We start from the raw sequence: 17,221 nt of genomic DNA, 5'->3' as shown, positions 1-17,221 counted from the left end.
GCGGATTTTTTTGCCTTTGGAAAACGTTTTTTTATATTTCACTTGACAAACATCAAGTACAATATATGGCATACAATATATAATATATATGAATGCCCGCATTTGCCCGGATGCGGACAATCATTAGAAAAAATGCAGTGAAAGGAAACTGCCGGTGAAACACATTGAAAAGGAAAACGCCCAGTGAGAGCCGCCGGCCTGGCGCCAAGGGCGGTGCCGAAGCCAGCCTGCCGGTTGGCGGATGGGCAGGCAAGGGCCCGTGCAGCCGTCAGTAAGCCACCTTTTGCCCGCCTCGGATGTAAATGCGTCCGTGCACGGGGCTGTCCACCCTGCGCCCCGACAGGTCGTAGTACGCCCCGTCACTGCCCGGGCTGACACGCGCGCCGCCCACTGCCGACGTGCCGCCCTCGCCGGTGCTTACGGCCAGGGCATGCACCTCGGCTGCTCCCCACAGCCAGCACCCTATGCCGAAATCCTGGAAGTCGGGCACCGAGTTGTATGTCACCGGGCCGCCGTCTTCGGGCTTCGAGCCGGTGCCCTGCATATAGCCCACAAAGCCGGTGTCGCCGTGTACGGCCCGCCGCATGGCCTCCCATCCCCGCCTTATTGCGGGCATGTAGGTGGCGCTGTCGAGCAGTCCGGCGCGCACGCCATAGGCCATGCCGCCCACGAACAGCGACGTGCCGGTCATCTCGGGCCCCTCGCTGCCCGGCGCGCCGAGGTTTGACGGCGCCGCCAGGCTCACGCCCCACGCCCCGTCGGGCCGCTGGCATTCGAGCAGGGCGCGGCTCATGCGCCTGAAGTCGGCCACATAGTCGGCGCGGTGGGGCTCGCCGGCGGGCGTAAACTGCATCACGCGGGCCAGCGCCATGTACACCCATCCGTTGCCCCGGCCCCAATAGCAGTCTTTGTCGGTCTCCACAAGGTCTGTGTATGGCGGGTCGTACTGGTAGTCGCGGTACCACAGCCCGGCGGCCTCGTTGAACAGCGGGCTGCCGCCTCCGCGCCTGTCGCCGCCCTGGCTGTTGCGCGTGTACATATACATGTCGTGCATGCGCTCCCAGTATGCCCCGTCGCCGGTGATGGTGCCGAGCATGGCGAAAATGGGCATGGCCATCTGTATGGCGTCCACCCAGTACCAGTCGTCCACCCTGTCGGTGGCCATCATGGCGTCGATGCGCATCTTGATGTGGCTCATGCGCTCCACGGCCGTGGTGTCGAGCATGTACAGCTGCAGGTAAGCCTGGCCGCAGCACTGGAAGTCGGCATGTCGCGCCTGGCTGTCGGTGCAGCTGTACCAGCGGTGAAACTCGCCCCAGCTCAGTGCATAGTCGAGCCACTCGGGGCGTTGTTCCTCGCGGTAGATGTTGAGCAGGCCCTCGTAGAACACGCCCCTGGTCCAGATGCGGCTGTTGCGCCGCTTGCCGCCCACATGGCTGTCGGCCCCCACGTCGGGGCAGGTGCGCATGAAATAAGCCGCCACCCCCCTTGCCGCCTCCATTACGGAGTCGGCCCGGAGGGCGGCGGCTTTCGCACAGGCCGCGCCCGCCACGAGCATAGCGCCAAGCGCGAGCGACCTAAACAGAGTCATAGGCTCAAAGCCGTGGTGCCGTTGTCACTCGCGCTTGCCGAGGATTCGCAGCAGGTAGAGGAACAGGTTGATGAAGTCGAGGTAGAGCGTCAGCGCCCCCACGAGGGCCATTTTCTGCCAGGCCTCGCCGGCGTCGCCGGCCATCATGAGCTGTTCCTTTATCTTTTGCGTGTCGTAGGCAGTGAGGCCGACAAACACGAGCACGCCCACATAGTTGAGAATCATGTCGAGGCCCGAGTTGCGCATGAACATGTTGACCACGGTTGCTATCACCAGGCCTATGAGGGCCATGAACAGCATGCGGCCCATCGACGTAAGGTCTTTCTTGGTGGTGTAGCCCACGAGCGCCATGGTGGCGAACGTGCCGGCCGTGATGAAGAACACGCTCGTTATCGACGACATGGTGAAGGCCAGGAACACCACCGACAGCGTGGCGCCGTTGATGACCGAGTAGAGCACAAACATCAGCGTGGCCGCCGTCAGCGACAGCCTGTTGATGGCACCCGAGATGCCCACCACGAGAGCCAGCTCGGCCACGATGAGCCCCAGCAGCACAAACCTGTTGCCCACGATGGCCATGAGCAGGGCCGGACTCGTGGCCACGGCATAGGCCGTGAAGCCCGTTATCACGAGGGCCAGCGTCATCCATACATACACTTTGCGCATGAGCGCCGGAAGGGCCGATGCCACCGGCATGTCGGTGCCGCGGGCCACTTCCTTGATTTCAAAATCGTTGTTGTAATCCATATTCATTCCTTTATTCCCGGCGGCGGCGGGCCAAGGGCACCGCCCCGACAGGGCATGTTACGGCTACAAAGTTACAAGAAAAGGCCTGTAATGCGCCAAAGTATTTCATAAAAAAGAATAAAAGGCTTGGCCGGGCGGAAAGTTAGGCGTAAATTTGCACAACGCGCCGGGGGCACTAAGGCCCGCGGCGACTGACATATATGCACAGCAAGACGACTCTGAGACAGGGGCGCCCTTCCGACGCCCCGGAAATTGCCTGGCTGATAATGCAGGCAATGTCGGAAGAATGCTGCCGTTACTTCCATGGCGACGACCACACGGCCGACGACTTCCACCGTCTGATGACGGCGCTCGTGGAGAGGCAAGACACACAGTACAGTTATATCAACGCCATCTGTGCCGTCGACGGCGACGACAGGGTGATAGGCGTCAGCGTGAGCTACGACGGCGCACAGCTGCGCCGGCTGCGCCAGCCATTCATCGACGCGGTGCGCGAGGCCTTCGGGCGCGACTTCTGCAGCATGCCCGAAGAGACCAAGGCCGGCGAGCTATACCTCGACTCGATTGCCGTGGCGCCCGACCACCGGGGCAAGGGCATTGCCAAAGAGCTGCTCAAGGCCACGGCCCGCAAGGCCGAACAATGCGGATGCGGCCCGCTCGCCCTGCTGGTAGACAACAACAACCCCAACGCCGAGAGGCTGTACATAAAGGTGGGGTTCCGCCCCGACGGCACCAACAGCTGGGGGGGCCACCACATGAAGCACCTTGTGCTCGGTTGAAGGCAAAGGCAATAAGTGGCTGTTCAAAATTAACCGATACAATAGACCTTGCAGGTGTCCTCTATATCTCTGCCACCATCTTGTGTGCTCTTTCGGGCCGCATGCCAAAGTCTCATCGGTCGCGTAGCCCGCTACGCTCCCTCTTCGGACTTTGGCATGCATCTCCGAAATAGCGCACAATTTGATGGCAATTAATTATGAACACCTACTTACAAGGCTGAACGGATGCGCCGAGGCGCCCGTTCAGCCTTTTTGGGAGAACACCCGATAAACACAGGGGCTTTTTAGGAGGTAAGAATGGAGGTAGAGGGAGGTAGAAGAAGTTACAAGGAGTTAGAGGACAATAGTATTTGACTATCATCTCTTCCTGCAACACTTTCCCTATGCTCCCAGAGCTGCTATGTTTCCATGACTATTGTCAGTACTCACATCTCCTGTTTCCCTCCTCCAAAACAAGCCCATAACCAATGTCTTGACTCCTTAACTTCCTAACTCCTTAACTCCTAAGAAGCCTCCTGGATTTATCTGGTGAACCTTTTTGGGTTTCATAAACTCATGGCCGCGCGCGGCCGCCGGCCAGCCTCAGGCCTCCTTCACCTTGATGTCGCCGTCCCACACAGCTGCGTTGCGGCGCACCGAGTTGACCAGCGGCATGCACTCTTCGCAGATGATGTCTTTCACCATGGCCAGCATCGAGGGCGCCTTCTCGCTCCTGTGGCCGGTAGAGAAGTCGAGCGTGTACGACTCCAGCAGTTTGCCGTGCTCCCAGTGCTCATAGTCTACCGACGTGCGCTTGCGCGACGTGGAGCCGTAAACCCACATGCCGTCGGGATAGCCGTCGGCGTCGCACTGCCCGCTGAAGGGGCTGTCGCCGAAACGGCCGCTGATGGGGCCCACGGGCTTGCCGCCAGCCATCGACAGCGTGAGCATCACCGTGCGCGAGCGCGGCCCTATGCCGTAGGTGTTGCCACGGCCTATGTAGCAGGCCGTGCCCTCGGGGATGCCGTCTACATAGTCTACCATGAGACGGCGGCTGTAGCCCCTGCCCCGCCGCTGGTACTTCCACCGGCCGGTCTTGCGGCCCCTGGAGTAACGGCCGCCAAACTTGATGATGCCGTCGTCGTAGGGACTGTTGAAAAACAGCGTGCGGGCCGTCATCGACCCGCCGGAAAAGGAAAACGGACCGTCGTAGACGCGCCCCGACGGCGTTTCAAGGTAAACGTAGCTCGCGTGGCCGCCATGGTATGGCCCGGCATACGAGAAACGCCCTTTGCCGACACGCCTTACGAGGCTCCATCGGCCAAACAAACATCTTAATATATTATACATACCCAATAAATGTACTTACATGCTTAACTGCCAATAAATGGCCTGACAACCCAGGTTGGCGGCATAATACCATTGCCACAAGGTGATATCATTATTACGAAACCTGCACTCGGCTATGCCGGGTGGGCACAGACTATAATAATTTCAATTTAATCTATAACAGTTGCAAAGGTAATCCAATCATTCCGATTCTCAAAAAAAATGGCGTGAAAATCCGCAAACAAATGGTGTTTTTCTTACAGCACACCCTCGCCCGGCGCCGTTGCGCCACCGGCGGGGGCATGAACTCACGAGCCGCAACCGCACGCCGGGCCTTGTGACAACTGCCCCGCAGCCTGCGCTTAGGCTGCGGTGTGGGCGGCTGTAGGCGCAATGGCCAACGGGCTGGCATGCAGCGGGTTGCAAAAGGCCGCGGCCAGGCAAGGCCAAACGGGCCGTACAGGCCTGCCAAACGGGCCATATTGCAGTGCCATACGGGCTGTTTTGCAGCGCGAAATGGCATAAGCAGCTGTTCAATATCAACCGATACTATTGACCTTGCAGGCTTACTCTATATCTTTGCCGCCATATTGCGTGCGCTTTCGGGCCGCATGCCAAAGTCTCATCCATAGCGTAGCCCGCCACGCTCTCTCTTCAGACTGTGGCCTTCATCTCCGAAACAGCTCACAAATTGATGGTAATTGATTTTGGACAACTGCCCATAGGCAGACGCTGCAAACCGGCCGGCAGAAAACCACTTGATGCTTGCGCCCTATAGCTGCCGTCGGCTTAAACTTTGTTGAATAGACGTCTTCAAAGGCATAGCCGGTTGTATGGCGCGCCACACCCGGGCTCAGAGCCTTGAAATACGTTCACATGACTGTGCCCAGTCTGACGGCAATCTGTTTCCAACTGCCTGTTGCGCCGTGCATGCCATTGTGCGGCCGCCTTGAGGCTGCATGCGGGCGGCGGGCACGGCGGGGCATGGGGAAATGAGAATGGCGGGGAATATGGCATACGCAAAGCTACAACCGGCAATAGGCCCGGCAGACGGTTGGGCTGAAACCCAAACAGGCCTTCGGGCCGCCGGGGGCATGCCTCTGTTGCCGTCGGGCGGCCTGCGGGGGGCTATCATCATGAGGTGGGGGCATCGGCGGGCCATCGGCCCCGGCGCAACGCGCCACCCCGGGCAATGCGGGCTGCCAGTATGCGCGGCAACCAGGCCAGACAGCCTCGGCCCTTGACGGCCGGACTGGGCAAAAACTAATCGGGCCGCGCGCATCACTGCGAACGGCCCGGGTATTTCAAATTTGAAATACGATTTTCTGTAATGTACTATTGGGTTGATAAGAAAATCCTTGTTGATGTGCGGTTGCGCCCGCCGCTGCCGACGGGGCCGGCACCCGGGGGTTGCCCCCCTGTGGCCTGCGCCACGCCTCACGCGGCTGTGCGGGGCGCCTCGGGCCGGGTCACCTTACGATGACCTTGCGCGACTCACGCCCGCCGGGCAGCTCTACGCTTACCACGGCCAAGCCCCGGGCAAGGCCGGCTATGCGGCACTCGCCCCGGCCGGAGGCGTCGGCCGTGGCCAGGAGCGAGCCTGAGGGGCTGTAGACCCTGACGCGGCCTATGGGCTGCGACGCGGCCACGATTATCTCGCCGGCCGACATGGAGTAGGCCGAGAGGTCGGCCGCGGCCGCAGCCTCGTCGATGCCGGTGGCCGACGGACGGTCTACCAATATGTAGTAGCGTCCGTGCGAGGGCCCGTCGACGGCAATGGTGTAGCCGTCGGCCAGCCTCGTCTCCGTACGGGTGGCGGCGTCGTAAAGGCGCGCGCCCTCGAAGGCGTCGACGCCGTGGAACGTGAGCTCAACCCGCTGCCCGCTCTCGGCAAATACGCCGAGGGGTATGCGCCGGCTGCCGCCGACGCGGTTGACAACCAAGGCGTCCGAACGGCCAACGGTGTAGACCAAGGGCACGTCGGCATCGGCAGCGCCGAAGGGGGCCAGCAGCCCTACCCCGGCGCCGGCCGGGGCCTCGGCCGCTGCACCGGCTGCCGGCACTATGGCCGCTGCCGACCGCCGGCCGCCGGCCGAGGCTGCCACCGTGAGCACGGGGGCGTGGGCCGGCGAGGTGGCTGCGCCATCGGCAAACGCCTGCATGGCGGGGGCAAACCTCACTGTGCTCGACGCTTCGGCTGCCACCTTCTTTACGAAAAACGCTCCGAAGGGCGGTATGGTCGACGTGGCGCCGGGCGTGGTCCAGCCGCTGCCGTCGGTGGCGGCGCCTCCGGCCACGGGCCCGTCGGCAGTGGCAGTCCAGTATGCCTTCTCAAGGTTGTCGTTGGCCTCGAAGAAGCGGGGCAGGTCGAGCTCTGCCATAAACGGGTTGCCCACAAGCAGGTATAGTCCGTCTTGCGAGGCCGTGAGCCCGGCCTCGACATAGGGTTTGGGCGAGTGGGCCTGGCCGTCGGCGCGGTCGAGCAGCCCAGAGACAAACAGCCGGCCGGCGCCATTGCGCTGCAGTTTCGCGTTGGGCACGCTGTAGGCCGCGTCGGCCTTGGGCATACGGAACGACAGGCGGCCGGCGGCACCGCCCACGGCCGTGGCCTTGAGCGAATAGCCCTGGCCGGGCACATAAGCCACCGAGGCGTCGTTGTATGCGCTGCTCCATCCGGCTGCAAACGATGCCGGCGTGGTGCCGCCGCCCTGCTCGATGATGCGCGCCGCATTGTCCCAGCTGCGCTGGTAGACGGCCGGCTGCAGGCGGCTGTTGCGCGAGGCGTCGAAGGTGAGGTCGGAGAAATATCTCACGTCGGCCTGCGAGCCGCCGAGCGACGTATACCAGTCGCCCGAATACACCGAAAGCAGCGGTGTGCTCACCAGGGTCCAGGCCTTTGAGGGCAGCTCGACATCCATCGAAGCCTTGCTGTAGCCCAGTTGCTCGGCGTGGAGCATGCGGGCGCCGGTGGCAAAATGTATCTTGTCGCAAACGTTGGCGCGGAAACGGCCGCCTATCACCGACGCTATGGAAGCGTTTGTGCCGCCATGGCTGAAGTCGGGGTCGGCGGTGACGTTGGCCAGGCCGGGGCCCGTGCCGTAGCCCACCATGTCGTATCCTATGTAGCGCGTTGCCGGGCCATAGCTGTCGGGGCGCCCGTCGGCCGCCCCACGGTCGCCGCCGCCCGCATAGTCGGGCATGTATAGGCTTGACTTGCTGCCGGCCGGCATCACCACCGACGAGTAGCAGGTGGGCACGAAGCCCGCCGACGTGCCGTTGGCGGCATTGGTTGTGTAGCCGTCGGCCGGAGCCATGAGGTCGGCGGGGTCGGCGCGGCGCCACAGGGCGTCGTTGTTCCAGTTGTCGTCGGGGCCGCCCTGCCATACCAAGTATTCGGGAACCACCTTTACATGCAATATCATCGAGCCGTTGCACGTGGCAGGTTTGCCTGTATTGTTATCAGTGACGCTCAACGGTACATAATATATATATGTATATCCCTCGCGAAGCGACTTGCCCCCCGGCGTTGGCATGGGCTGCAACTCCATGAAGCTCGAAGCCGGATTGGCAACGATTGAACTGCTGTTCAGGTTTAGCAGCTTGGCGGCCGGAATGTCTTGCTCTGTCAGGTTTTCGTTGGTGAACTCCTCGTCGTATTGCGGGTCGTCGGTGCCTACGAGATAAGCATAGCCACCCCAGCTGTCGGTAACGGGGCCAACCGTGGCGCCTCCGGGCTTGCCGCCAATGCCGGCATTGCGCACCATTACGCGCATCCTGTTGCCCTGGGCCTGCTTCAACTGTGACAGGTTGATGCGCAGGGCGGGGTTGAAGTCGGGGTATGGATATTCAACGAGCTCGGAGCCGGGTTGCAACGACGGGGCGTTGCCGTCGGTCGTGATTGAAAACGGCACCGGGTTCCAGCAGATGCGGTCCCAGTCGGTCATGGAGATGGGCGAGCCCGACGGCGGGTTGGGCTTGTGTATGGGCGCAACCACAAACTTGTTGACGCCAAGGCGCAGCGTCACGTCGAGCCCGCGGCGGCGCAGCACCAGCTGGCTCATCCCGCCTTCGTCGCGAGGCTGGTTGAGGTAGTGGTTTATTATGTCAAACTCGTCGCGCGTGAATGTGGCCATGTCGCCGGCGGGTGTGGTCAGCTCGCCGTCGCTCCATGGCGTGGCCGTGGCGCTCAGCTCTGTTGCGTCGGGATATACCGCTCGAAAATCGAGCAGGGCCTGCTGCAGCGACACGCCGCCAAAGCGGTTGTCGGTGACCGAAAATACCATCTGGTCGCCAAGAAACCAGTCGTAAAACACGCCTTGGTTTATCACCTCGTAGGTTCGATGGCCGTCTTTGTCGCGCGGCACACGAACCTGGGCTGAAACATACCGGGTGACGCCGGCACAATAGTCAACGCCCTCGTCAATCAATTCGCCATTGGCCCTTATCAGCGTCTGCCTCGGCACGAAGAATATCCTGTCGGTCATGGAATGGGCCAACAGCTGGTCGGAGGCTATCTGGAGCAGGTCGCCGGTTATCACAGAGTCGGGCGAGAAAGGGGCCATGCAGACTATATATTGCTTACCGGACGGAACCTTGAAATGGATGTCGCCTTTGACAGAGCCCCTGGTTAAATCTTTTTTTACACTGTTATCAAAAAACAAGACAGAGTCCATGGGGCCGTCTCTGTAGAAATACTCCACGCCGGTGGCGGGATCTTTGTTGTCGGAAAGTAAATAGTGGTTGTCGTCGATGCCATACTCCGGGTTTTCTTCGTAAAGGCTGTAACCCCTAATCCTGGCGCCCAGGGTGCGCTTGCCCACATCCGAGATAGACAGGCGCAGGGCGTGATACTTTGCCTGACGCATGGCGTCGTCGTCATACAAGTGTGCCCTGAGATATTTTTGGTATTCTGCAAAGAACTTGTTCTTGTCTAACACAAGGTATAAAAAGCGCACCTCGTCGTTGTTGGGCGCAAATACCGACGCCACTTGGCTTAGCTGGCCCATCCAGGTAAACCCTATCTGGGCGCGGACATACGAATGGTCGGCTGCGCAGTCTATGTCTTTTACCTCGATATTGATGCCGCTCGCTGGGTTTGTAAAATCCCAATTGCTACCATTTTTCTGGTCTGTCATGTCTATCGGCTCGCCATCCTTGCCTACCACAGAGGCCGCATAGGCAGAAAATTCCATTGCCCTGACGTCACGGCAAACCAATTCCAGGCAAGTAGAATCTTCTTTTGAGTGGCCTATACTCGGACATTTCTTACCGCTTGAAGTATATACCCTTGTCTCGGAGGCCAATGGCACAAAACGCACTTCGGCCAGTGTGCCGTCGGCATATCTGAGCGAGTCTAACCCGAAAAGCTGAAAACGCAAGTTTACACCATCACCAATTTTGCTATCAGAATGATGGAAAATATGGCGCGTTCCCGGCGCCATGAGGCTATTAAGGAAGGCAAACATGCCCTTGTCCTTTAAGGGATTAGTTTTTTTTATACGTGTGCCGTTCACCCTCTTCCTTTCAAGCGGATAAAAGATGTCATTGCTTGACACTTCGCCTTCTTCTCCTCTCCATATCTGCTGGGGGTGCAGCTTGTAAAACACGCTGTGGTACACAGGGCGGCCGTTGATGGTGTCGGCCGGCACAGCGTCGATGTCGCCGGGCAGCGGAACATCAGCGGGCGCGGGGCGCACGGGCGATGTTAGCGATGTGGGGACGGCCACCGGGCTGCGGCCATAAACAGAAAGCGAGCCATGGCCATCGCGGCCCTCATCGGCATGGAAGCCGCCCACGGCCGCGCCCTGCCAAGCCTCGGAATCGCCGGTATGGGCGTGCCCCGCCGGCAGCGCCGAAGCCCCGGCCGCAGCGGCCGGCAGACTCATCAGCAGCAACGCCATGGCTGCGGCCCGTGCCCTGAAATATGCATTCTTGCTATATCCAAAAATCGTTGTTCTCATCTGATTGTAATGCCTATGTTGATGTGTAATGCCATTGTTGTTGAATCACTTAAACAGATTCAGCATCTCGGTGTTCAGCTCTACCAGCCGTTCCACGTTGAGCGGACTGCCTTGCGCCACGTTCTTGAAGGTGGCTTCCGACAAATCGGTCGTGGTAACCCTCACGGTGTAGCCACGGTTGTAGTCTACATTGCCCTGCCGCCACTGCGAAGTCACGGCCAGCGGTATGGTAAGGCCGGCCTGGGCAGTCACCCGACCCTTCACCACAGCCGCGCCGGGGGCATAGCCGTCGAAGGCCACACCGCTGACGGCAGCGGCGTCGAAGCTCCACACGCACCGCGACGCCGGCACCGTGGTGCCGCCGGCCGAGATGCCCCTGACGGTAAAACGGAACTGGGCACCCTCGGGTATGCTTATGCTGTAAGTGTCGGCGGCGTCGAAGTCGGCCACCACCGGCACCGGCAGCGAGCCTATGGGCGACACCCACACCTCGGCCTCGAGGTCGAGTCCGTAGTCGTTGAGCTGCAGTATAAGGGGATAAATGCTGTTGCGCGGCAGCTCGGTGCGGGCCGTGGTGGCCATGTAGACCACGCCGCCGTGCTCGTTGGTGGCCACGCTGACGCTGTAGGGGCGCCCTGCGGGCGATGAGTTGACGTAGAAGTCGGCTATCGACACGCTGTCTTTTTTGCCTATCTGCACCGTCTTGGGCGACACGCCCACCACATTCGACTCCATGGTCTTGACGTCGCCGAGCGGCGTGTCGGCAAAGAGGCCCACGCGGTCGGCATAGCCTGCGAAGCTCAAGGCCGTGACGGTGGTGCCCGCCTTGCCGCGTATTGTCATGCGCACCTTGCTCACCAGCCTGTCGAGGCCTATCGAGATGGCCGACGTCGACTTGGTTACATTGACGCGGGCATAGGCGCTCATGGGTATGAAATAGTCTACAAGGTCTATCTTCGAGGCCGGGTCGGCGAGCACGATGGAGCGCAGCGAGGGGCTGATGCCCGATATGTTGTCGCCCTCGGCAAGCCCGGTGAGGCTGCCCCACAGGCCGTCGTAGTATGTGTCGATGTTTGCGAAGGCGTACACATCGTATGCGCCGAGCGTGATGGTGAAGTCGTCCGACGCCCAGCGGCGCAGGTTGCCTTGCTGCGCGAGGGCAACCACGTCGAGGTTGGGCAGCAGCTTTTTAACCACGGTGCCGTCGGGGGCTACAATCAGAACGCACAGCCTATGGATGAACTCGTGGCTGTTGCCGGCCTCGGTGACGGCCCTCGTGTCGAGGCGCCCCTCGTCGCGCGACACGATGTTAAGCCGCAGCGTCGCGTCATCCTGTGCGGGCACGTCGTCGGTTATGGCCGAGCACGATGCCGCCATGATGGCAAGCAACCATATCAAATGAATGACAGCGGTATCTATGACATGCTTTTTTCTGTACATAAGGGTTGTTCGTTGTATCGTTGTTGGATTGATGGCGCCGGCTCGGGGGGCCCTTCCACTGTGGCAGCCCCCACGCCGCTACATCATTATCTTCTCGGTTGGCAGCACCAGCCAGTCGTTTACGTAGACGCTGACATTGAATGTCTTGTCGCCCGGGGGGATGTCGCCACCAATCGACGTGATGCTTTCAACGCTGAGCTTATAGATGTTGTTTCGCACGATGGCGTGCTCCATGGGCGCCTCGTTGTCGTCGTCGGAGTCGTTGCCGTGGCGCACCCACCATGTGTAATAGCACTGCGAGTCTAGGTAAGTGCGCACGCCGTAGGGCTTGAGCACGTTGCGTGTCGACTTGCCGCCGTTGTCGATGCTCACGCGCCACGTGCCGTCGGCATCGGTGGATGCTGTGTAGCCGCATTCGGCGAGCATGTAGGCCCGCCACTTGAGCGCCGCCTTGGCCGCGTCGTCGAAAGGCCCTGCCTTGGCAGCGGCAGCCTCGAGGTAGGTCCTGTAGCCCGAGGGGTCGTCGTCGAGCAGGTCTTGCCGGGCGAAGTCCGCCACGTCGTCCCACGACTTGCAGGCGTCGATGCTCGCGTCGAAACGCGCGAAGTCCGCCCCGTAGAGGGCCGACATCATGTCTTCCATCGAAGCGTAGAGATTGCTGCGGAGCCTGAAGAAGGTGCGCCCGTCGGCATAGTTCGGCAGCCCCTTGGGCTTGAACAGTGCCCTGAACACCACTCCCGTATGATAATAAGGTGCCGACACATTGGGCCATGCGGTGTTTTCGAGCGTGTAGCCCACCCGCTTCCACCCGCCGATGTCGGTGCCCGGCGGTGTTATCGAGGCCCATTTAGATGTCTTGTCGAGCTCGGTAAGGTCTTGGAGCGAGTGGTTGTCTTGCTGCCCGAACCACATGGCGTAGAGCGCCGAGGCCGGTTTTCCGCCTTCGCCGTCGATGGTGAAAGTGGCGTTGTCGGCCGACTTGCCGGCCGTCCAGGGGTCGATGACGTAGTTGGTGGGCACGCCTGTGGCCGTGGCCGTCTCGTCGCCGAGCACCACGGCGCCCTCGGCGTCGGGCTCGGCGGCCACCCTCTTGAGCAGGTAGCTGCCTGCCGTGAGCGAGTTGACTATGGTGGCGCCCATTATCTCGACCGTGGCGCCGGTGTAGGCCGGGTCGGACACGTCGTAGGTGGCCTTTGCCCTGTAGTCGATGCGGGCGGCCATGCGCTCGAGCCCCACCGTGACTTCGGCGGGATTTTCTTCAGTGGCCGACGCCAGGTTGGCCGAGGCGTCGGCTGCCGAGGTCATCACGAAGTCGGAGTATGTGCCCGCCGAAGCCTTCCACGCCTCCTTGTAAATATGGTCGCGCACGGCCCCGAGGGTGCGGTTGGCGGCGTCTTGCCACCACTGCACAGAGCCGGGGTTGGCCACAACGATCACGTTGTAGTTGCCACCGCCCACATTTACCAGCATGGGGGCCGACGTATATGAGCGGTCGACGCCGCTGGCCAGCGTTGCATCGGGGGCCGACGGCTGGAAAGAAGAGAAGAGCGCCACGGCTTGTATGGGCGTGGCAGCGGGGCTGTTAACCCCTTGCGAGCCTGTGAAGAAGAAGGCCACGGCCGAGCCGACGGCATTCTCGTAGTCCTGCCCCGCCTCCATGCCGTCGCCGAGCTCGCCCCCCGTGGGGTTGGCACGGGTGGCTGGGGCGGCCGTCATGGTGAGGTGCAGCCTGACGTACGACAGGCCCTCGCCGCCGACATCGCCTCCGGGCTCGTCGGCGCCGGAGCATCCGACGAGCGCCAGGGCCACGGCAAGCGAGGCCATCGCGCACTTCAAGTATTTGTTTTTTGCTGTCGTTTGCATATTATGAAGGTATTTCTGGGCCGCGGCATCGCCGGGGCTGACAGCCCCCCGCGGGCATACGGCCCGGGCACAGGCCACCGTGCGGTGGCTTCCGGGCCGGGCCCCGCCTGCCTTGCAGGCCCGTCAGGCTGCGCTATTGCAGCCACTTCCACTTTGTTTCACGTTTTTAGTATGATGCACCATGGGCCGCACGCCACCGTCAGAGGTCTTCGAACTGAATGCGCTTGCTCCATCCGAGTATGCTGATGCTGATGTTGACATAGGCCAGCCTGTCGCCCTTGATGTAGAAGTCGAGCTGGTAGTCGTAGCCACGGTCGAGGAACTCTTGCGCCGAGTAGCGGTGAATCTCCTCGGCGTTGCGCAGCCTTGACAGTATGTCGGGCAGGTTGACCCTGACCACCTCCATTCCCGTGGTGCGGTTCTTGATGGTGAGCACGCCGTCGTCGGCGGGGTTGTCGTGTATGATGATGCGCGACGTCATGAAGTCGGCGTGCGCCATCCGCCCTACTCCCCCGACGGGGTCGTTGTTGGCGTCGGTAGCCCCGGTGCGGTCGTTGGTGTTCCATGTGGCGTGCGGGGTGTAGACCACGGCCTGCGACTCGTCGACGGAGTTGTCCCATCTTAGCGTCGCGTTGTGGTCGATGATGGCCATGTCGTAGTTTGCCACGTCCATGGTTGCAGGGTTGTCGAGCTCCCTCAGCGTCACGTTAATCTTCTTCGTGTCGCGCACGAGTGGTATTGTGTGGTAAGTGGGCCGCCCCGCAAACACCTCCACCGGCGTGGTCTCCATGCCGTGCCACAGCGTGTCGAGCGGCAGGCCGTGGTTGTCTACTCGCAGCAGCGCCTCGCCGTTGCCCACCGTCTGCAGCCTCACGCTGAGCGCCTGCATGGGGTCGCCGGGTGCAAGCTCGCTGCGAATGAAATGGTCGCGGCCCCGTGCCAGCTGTGCGTCGTAGTCGTCTTGCCCGGCCAGCACGATGAACTTGTACTTGCCCGGGGCGAGGTTGGCGTGCATGGCATAGCCCGGTGCCGCGAGCGGGCGCAGCGGCCCGCGGTTGGCATCGGCCAGAGTGGTGACATAGTGTCCATCGGCGTCGAACACATAGACGTCTACCGCACCCACATGGTCGCCGAACATATCGGCGCGCTCCAGGTTGTAGTTGTACCTGAAACTTAGGTACAGGCCTGTAGGGCAGTCGTCGCGGTCTTCGTGCATCATGCTGCATGACGACAAGACAGCGGCAGACAGCAGCGGCCACAGCAGCCACGCCATGAGTATCTTCGTCAGATGTTTCATAATTTATATCGTTTTTTTGTTTTATCGCGCTAATGATGTCAAGGCGGGCCGTGCCTGCTCCGGGCTGGCATTGCAGCCTCCGGCAATGCAATATCGCCGGGCAACGGTTGCCTGGCGGTGCATCTGCGGCCGAGGCCCCATCTCCTTTCCATGTCAATCACCCGTTGGGGTGTCCCGCAAGAACTGTTGTCTCCCCTCGCGGCCGGGAGTGTTGTTTCCTTTCATTTGTGGCATGCCATGGCATGGCGATGCCGTTATTTGCCTGCTTCGCCGTCGCTTAGGGCCTAAGCAGCTATTGTTTCGAAATGGGCAGACGCCCGTCGGAGGTTTTAAAATCCGGGGCGGCGGCGTTGCCGCCCCGGACTTTCGTGTGGTTTGATATCTAAATGCTTACGTTGGTATCGGCCTATCAGAGATCGACAGACTGAGTGCGCTTTGCCCAAGAGAGCACGTTGATCTTCACTGAGATGTAAGACTCCTTCTTGTCGACAGGCTCATTCGTCACCTCAGTCACGTTGGGAGAGCCGAGAGCCTTGATTGATGTCACGCTGATGTCATACCAGTTGTTGCGCACCACGCCATAGCGGCCAAGATAGCGGGCGTCGCTATCTGCGCCATAAATCGTTGCATCTTTGTAGTCGGATTCAGACCACGGAGTCTGGCCCTGACCGAAGTGTGCGATGTAAACGGGATAGTAAGCCATGCCGTCGGCATAGTAAGACAGAGAGATAAGCTTGTTGGCTGTTGTTACTGCATTGTTTGGCATTGCTTCAGCTCCCTCTTTCATCTTCTTCGTGCCTGCGGCATTGAGAGCGATGGACTTAACCTTGCGAACACCGGCAGCCTCCTCGGTCAGTTCCACTACGAAATCCTCGTCAGACTTCAAAGTATTGCCATTCGCAACATTAGCCTTTGCCCACGCGGCAAATTCAGGGTTGGTGAACATGCGGGCCATCACCTCTTTCTTCACAGCAACTTCATTCATGAACGAGCTTGTGTTCTCGGCATTGCCGTCGATGATGTAGAAGGGATTGCCATTATTGAACTTAGCCTTTACGATGACGCGTGTAAGGTTTTGCTCGGTCATGCGTGCGAGGTCGGTGGTGTTCTCAAAGCAGTAGCCGGGAGCCACACCGTCGGCTTTCAGCATAGCGCCGTTGGCGATGGTGGCGGTAGCCCCGCCAACTGTGCTATACTCCGTTGAAAGATCAGAGCTAATGTTGGCATAGTTGGGGTCGACAGCCCAATACAGTCTGTAAAGGCCGTCTGCTATGGCATTGTTGCCCACCATGCGATAGTCTTTAGCTCCACCGGCAAGAAGTTCAGAAGTATAACTCTTCCAATTATCGAAGCCAATGGTCTGTCGTGTGAGGTAGTTCTTCTTGCTTGTGTTATCGAGAACCCATCCAACTATCTCAAAAGGCATCTTCGAAACTGTTGTTTCGTTGATATTGCCTGAGTTGACCGTCACCTTGGCCTCGGCGCGCTCAACATAGATAGTGGCAGCTGGGTTGGCGTCGGCCTCAGCACGTGTGGGGCGAATTTTATCCCCGTCGATGGTCACGAGCGGGCCAACAATCTTTGCATCCGACGGGGCTACAGTGCCGCCCTGCTTGTCGGCCATCACAGCATTAGACATGAGCAGGCCAGCCTTGTGCCAGCTGAAGTCTGTTTTTAACGCCTTCAGACCCTGATTTAGATCTTCAAGAGTCTTGCCTACATATGATACACCCGACACCTGGAGGTCTCCACCATCGGCGACTTTGAACAAATCGTTGTGGTTGAGCACCACGAGAGCCTTGATTGGCGTCGTTTTATCAATCTTGTTGATTTCCTGCGTAATCTTTGCCGTCGTAGTAATCTGGTCGGTAGCAGAGCCTTTTGGCGAGAAATTCGGATGCAACTCATAGGCGCTGTGCACCTTCTCTACTCCATCTGCACCAGTAAACAAGATGAGCGTGGCGTTCTCCACCTTATACTCAGACGGCGTACCGTCGTCGAAGTGGCTACCGTCGTCCCATGCGCGGGTGTTGGGTTGTGTAGGCAATTGTATAGAGAAGCTCACATAGCCCTTGCCATCCGAGTTCCACACCGGGTCACTGCCCCCATCCTGAACGACCTCGTCGTTAGAGCAGGCCCCAAGCATCAGCGCTGCCAATGCGATTGAGAAATTTTTCAGATTCTTCATGATTTTCTTTGATAATTGTTTGTTAATTTGGTCTTGTTTATCTCTTTT

9 protein-coding genes are annotated in these 17,221 nt (G+C 60.1%); 1 reads left to right on the top strand and 8 read right to left on the bottom strand.

Translation table 11 applies throughout. The features are described from left to right. Positions 1 to 268 precede the first annotated feature (268 nt). Both M3089_RS13770 and M3089_RS13765 read right to left on the bottom strand, forming a co-directional pair. Positions 269 to 1,591, bottom strand: coding sequence for a glycoside hydrolase family 88 protein (locus M3089_RS13770; RefSeq protein WP_249084711.1), 1,323 nt, complete (start codon positions 1,589 to 1,591; stop codon positions 269 to 271). Between the two features lie 24 nt (positions 1,592 to 1,615). Beyond that, complete coding sequence (locus tag M3089_RS13765; protein WP_249084708.1) at positions 1,616 to 2,338, bottom strand: Bax inhibitor-1/YccA family protein; 723 nt, start codon at positions 2,336 to 2,338, stop codon at positions 1,616 to 1,618. A gap of 200 nt (positions 2,339 to 2,538) precedes the next feature. Here M3089_RS13765 and M3089_RS13760 point away from each other — a divergent pair, with 200 nt between their 5' ends. Continuing rightward, on the top strand, positions 2,539 to 3,117 hold the full coding sequence (locus M3089_RS13760; protein ID WP_249084707.1) for a GNAT family N-acetyltransferase: 579 nt from the start codon (positions 2,539 to 2,541) through the stop codon (positions 3,115 to 3,117). Positions 3,118 to 3,699: 582 nt separating this feature from the next. On the opposite strand, the gene M3089_RS13755 is transcribed toward M3089_RS13760, so the two are convergent. The 6 genes from M3089_RS13755 to M3089_RS13730 all read right to left on the bottom strand — a co-directional run bounded on the left by M3089_RS13755 (position 3,700) and on the right by M3089_RS13730 (position 17,173). Next, on the bottom strand, positions 3,700 to 4,446 hold the full coding sequence (locus M3089_RS13755) for a hypothetical protein (RefSeq protein ID WP_249084704.1): 747 nt from the start codon (positions 4,444 to 4,446) through the stop codon (positions 3,700 to 3,702). 1,448 nt (positions 4,447 to 5,894) lie between these two features. Continuing rightward, entirely contained in the window at positions 5,895 to 10,385 is a 4,491-nt protein-coding gene (locus M3089_RS13750; protein ID WP_249084702.1) for a hypothetical protein, read from the bottom strand. 45 nt (positions 10,386 to 10,430) lie between these two features. Further along, positions 10,431 to 11,825, bottom strand: a complete 1,395-nt coding sequence (locus M3089_RS13745; RefSeq protein ID WP_249084700.1) for a FimB/Mfa2 family fimbrial subunit — start codon at positions 11,823 to 11,825, stop codon at positions 10,431 to 10,433. 78 nt (positions 11,826 to 11,903) lie between these two features. Then, positions 11,904 to 13,688 (bottom strand): Mfa1 family fimbria major subunit, encoded by a 1,785-nt coding sequence (locus M3089_RS13740; protein WP_249084698.1) that lies wholly within the window; start codon positions 13,686 to 13,688, stop codon positions 11,904 to 11,906. Positions 13,689 to 13,887: 199 nt separating this feature from the next. Beyond that, on the bottom strand, positions 13,888 to 14,985 hold the full coding sequence (locus M3089_RS13735; protein ID WP_249084697.1) for a FimB/Mfa2 family fimbrial subunit: 1,098 nt from the start codon (positions 14,983 to 14,985) through the stop codon (positions 13,888 to 13,890). Positions 14,986 to 15,394: 409 nt separating this feature from the next. Further along, positions 15,395 to 17,173: an Mfa1 family fimbria major subunit gene (locus M3089_RS13730; protein WP_249084696.1), complete on the bottom strand. Its 1,779-nt coding sequence runs from the start codon at positions 17,171 to 17,173 to the stop codon at positions 15,395 to 15,397. Positions 17,174 to 17,221 lie beyond the last annotated feature (48 nt).

Source organism: Marseilla massiliensis (assembly GCF_023336985.1).
GTDB lineage: Bacteria > Bacteroidota > Bacteroidia > Bacteroidales > Bacteroidaceae > Prevotella > Prevotella intestinigallinarum.
The sequence above is the reverse complement of the archived record's forward strand: the minus strand, read 5'-3'. Positions and strand labels throughout refer to the sequence as shown.

What these genes read in the sequence shown, in the direction of transcription:
- M3089_RS13770 (WP_249084711.1), bottom strand. Translation starts at nt 1,591, where the DNA reads ATGACTCTGTTTAGGTCGCTCGCGCTTGGCGCTATGCTCGTGGCGGGC.
- M3089_RS13765 (WP_249084708.1), bottom strand. Translation starts at nt 2,338, where the DNA reads ATGGATTACAACAACGATTTTGAAATCAAGGAAGTGGCCCGCGGCACC.
- M3089_RS13760 (WP_249084707.1), top strand. Translation starts at nt 2,539, where the DNA reads ATGCACAGCAAGACGACTCTGAGACAGGGGCGCCCTTCCGACGCCCCG.
- M3089_RS13755 (WP_249084704.1), bottom strand. Translation starts at nt 4,446, where the DNA reads ATGTATAATATATTAAGATGTTTGTTTGGCCGATGGAGCCTCGTAAGG.
- M3089_RS13750 (WP_249084702.1), bottom strand. Translation starts at nt 10,385, where the DNA reads ATGAGAACAACGATTTTTGGATATAGCAAGAATGCATATTTCAGGGCA.
- M3089_RS13745 (WP_249084700.1), bottom strand. Translation starts at nt 11,825, where the DNA reads ATGTACAGAAAAAAGCATGTCATAGATACCGCTGTCATTCATTTGATA.
- M3089_RS13740 (WP_249084698.1), bottom strand. Translation starts at nt 13,688, where the DNA reads ATGCAAACGACAGCAAAAAACAAATACTTGAAGTGCGCGATGGCCTCG.
- M3089_RS13735 (WP_249084697.1), bottom strand. Translation starts at nt 14,985, where the DNA reads ATGAAACATCTGACGAAGATACTCATGGCGTGGCTGCTGTGGCCGCTG.
- M3089_RS13730 (WP_249084696.1), bottom strand. Translation starts at nt 17,173, where the DNA reads ATGAAGAATCTGAAAAATTTCTCAATCGCATTGGCAGCGCTGATGCTT.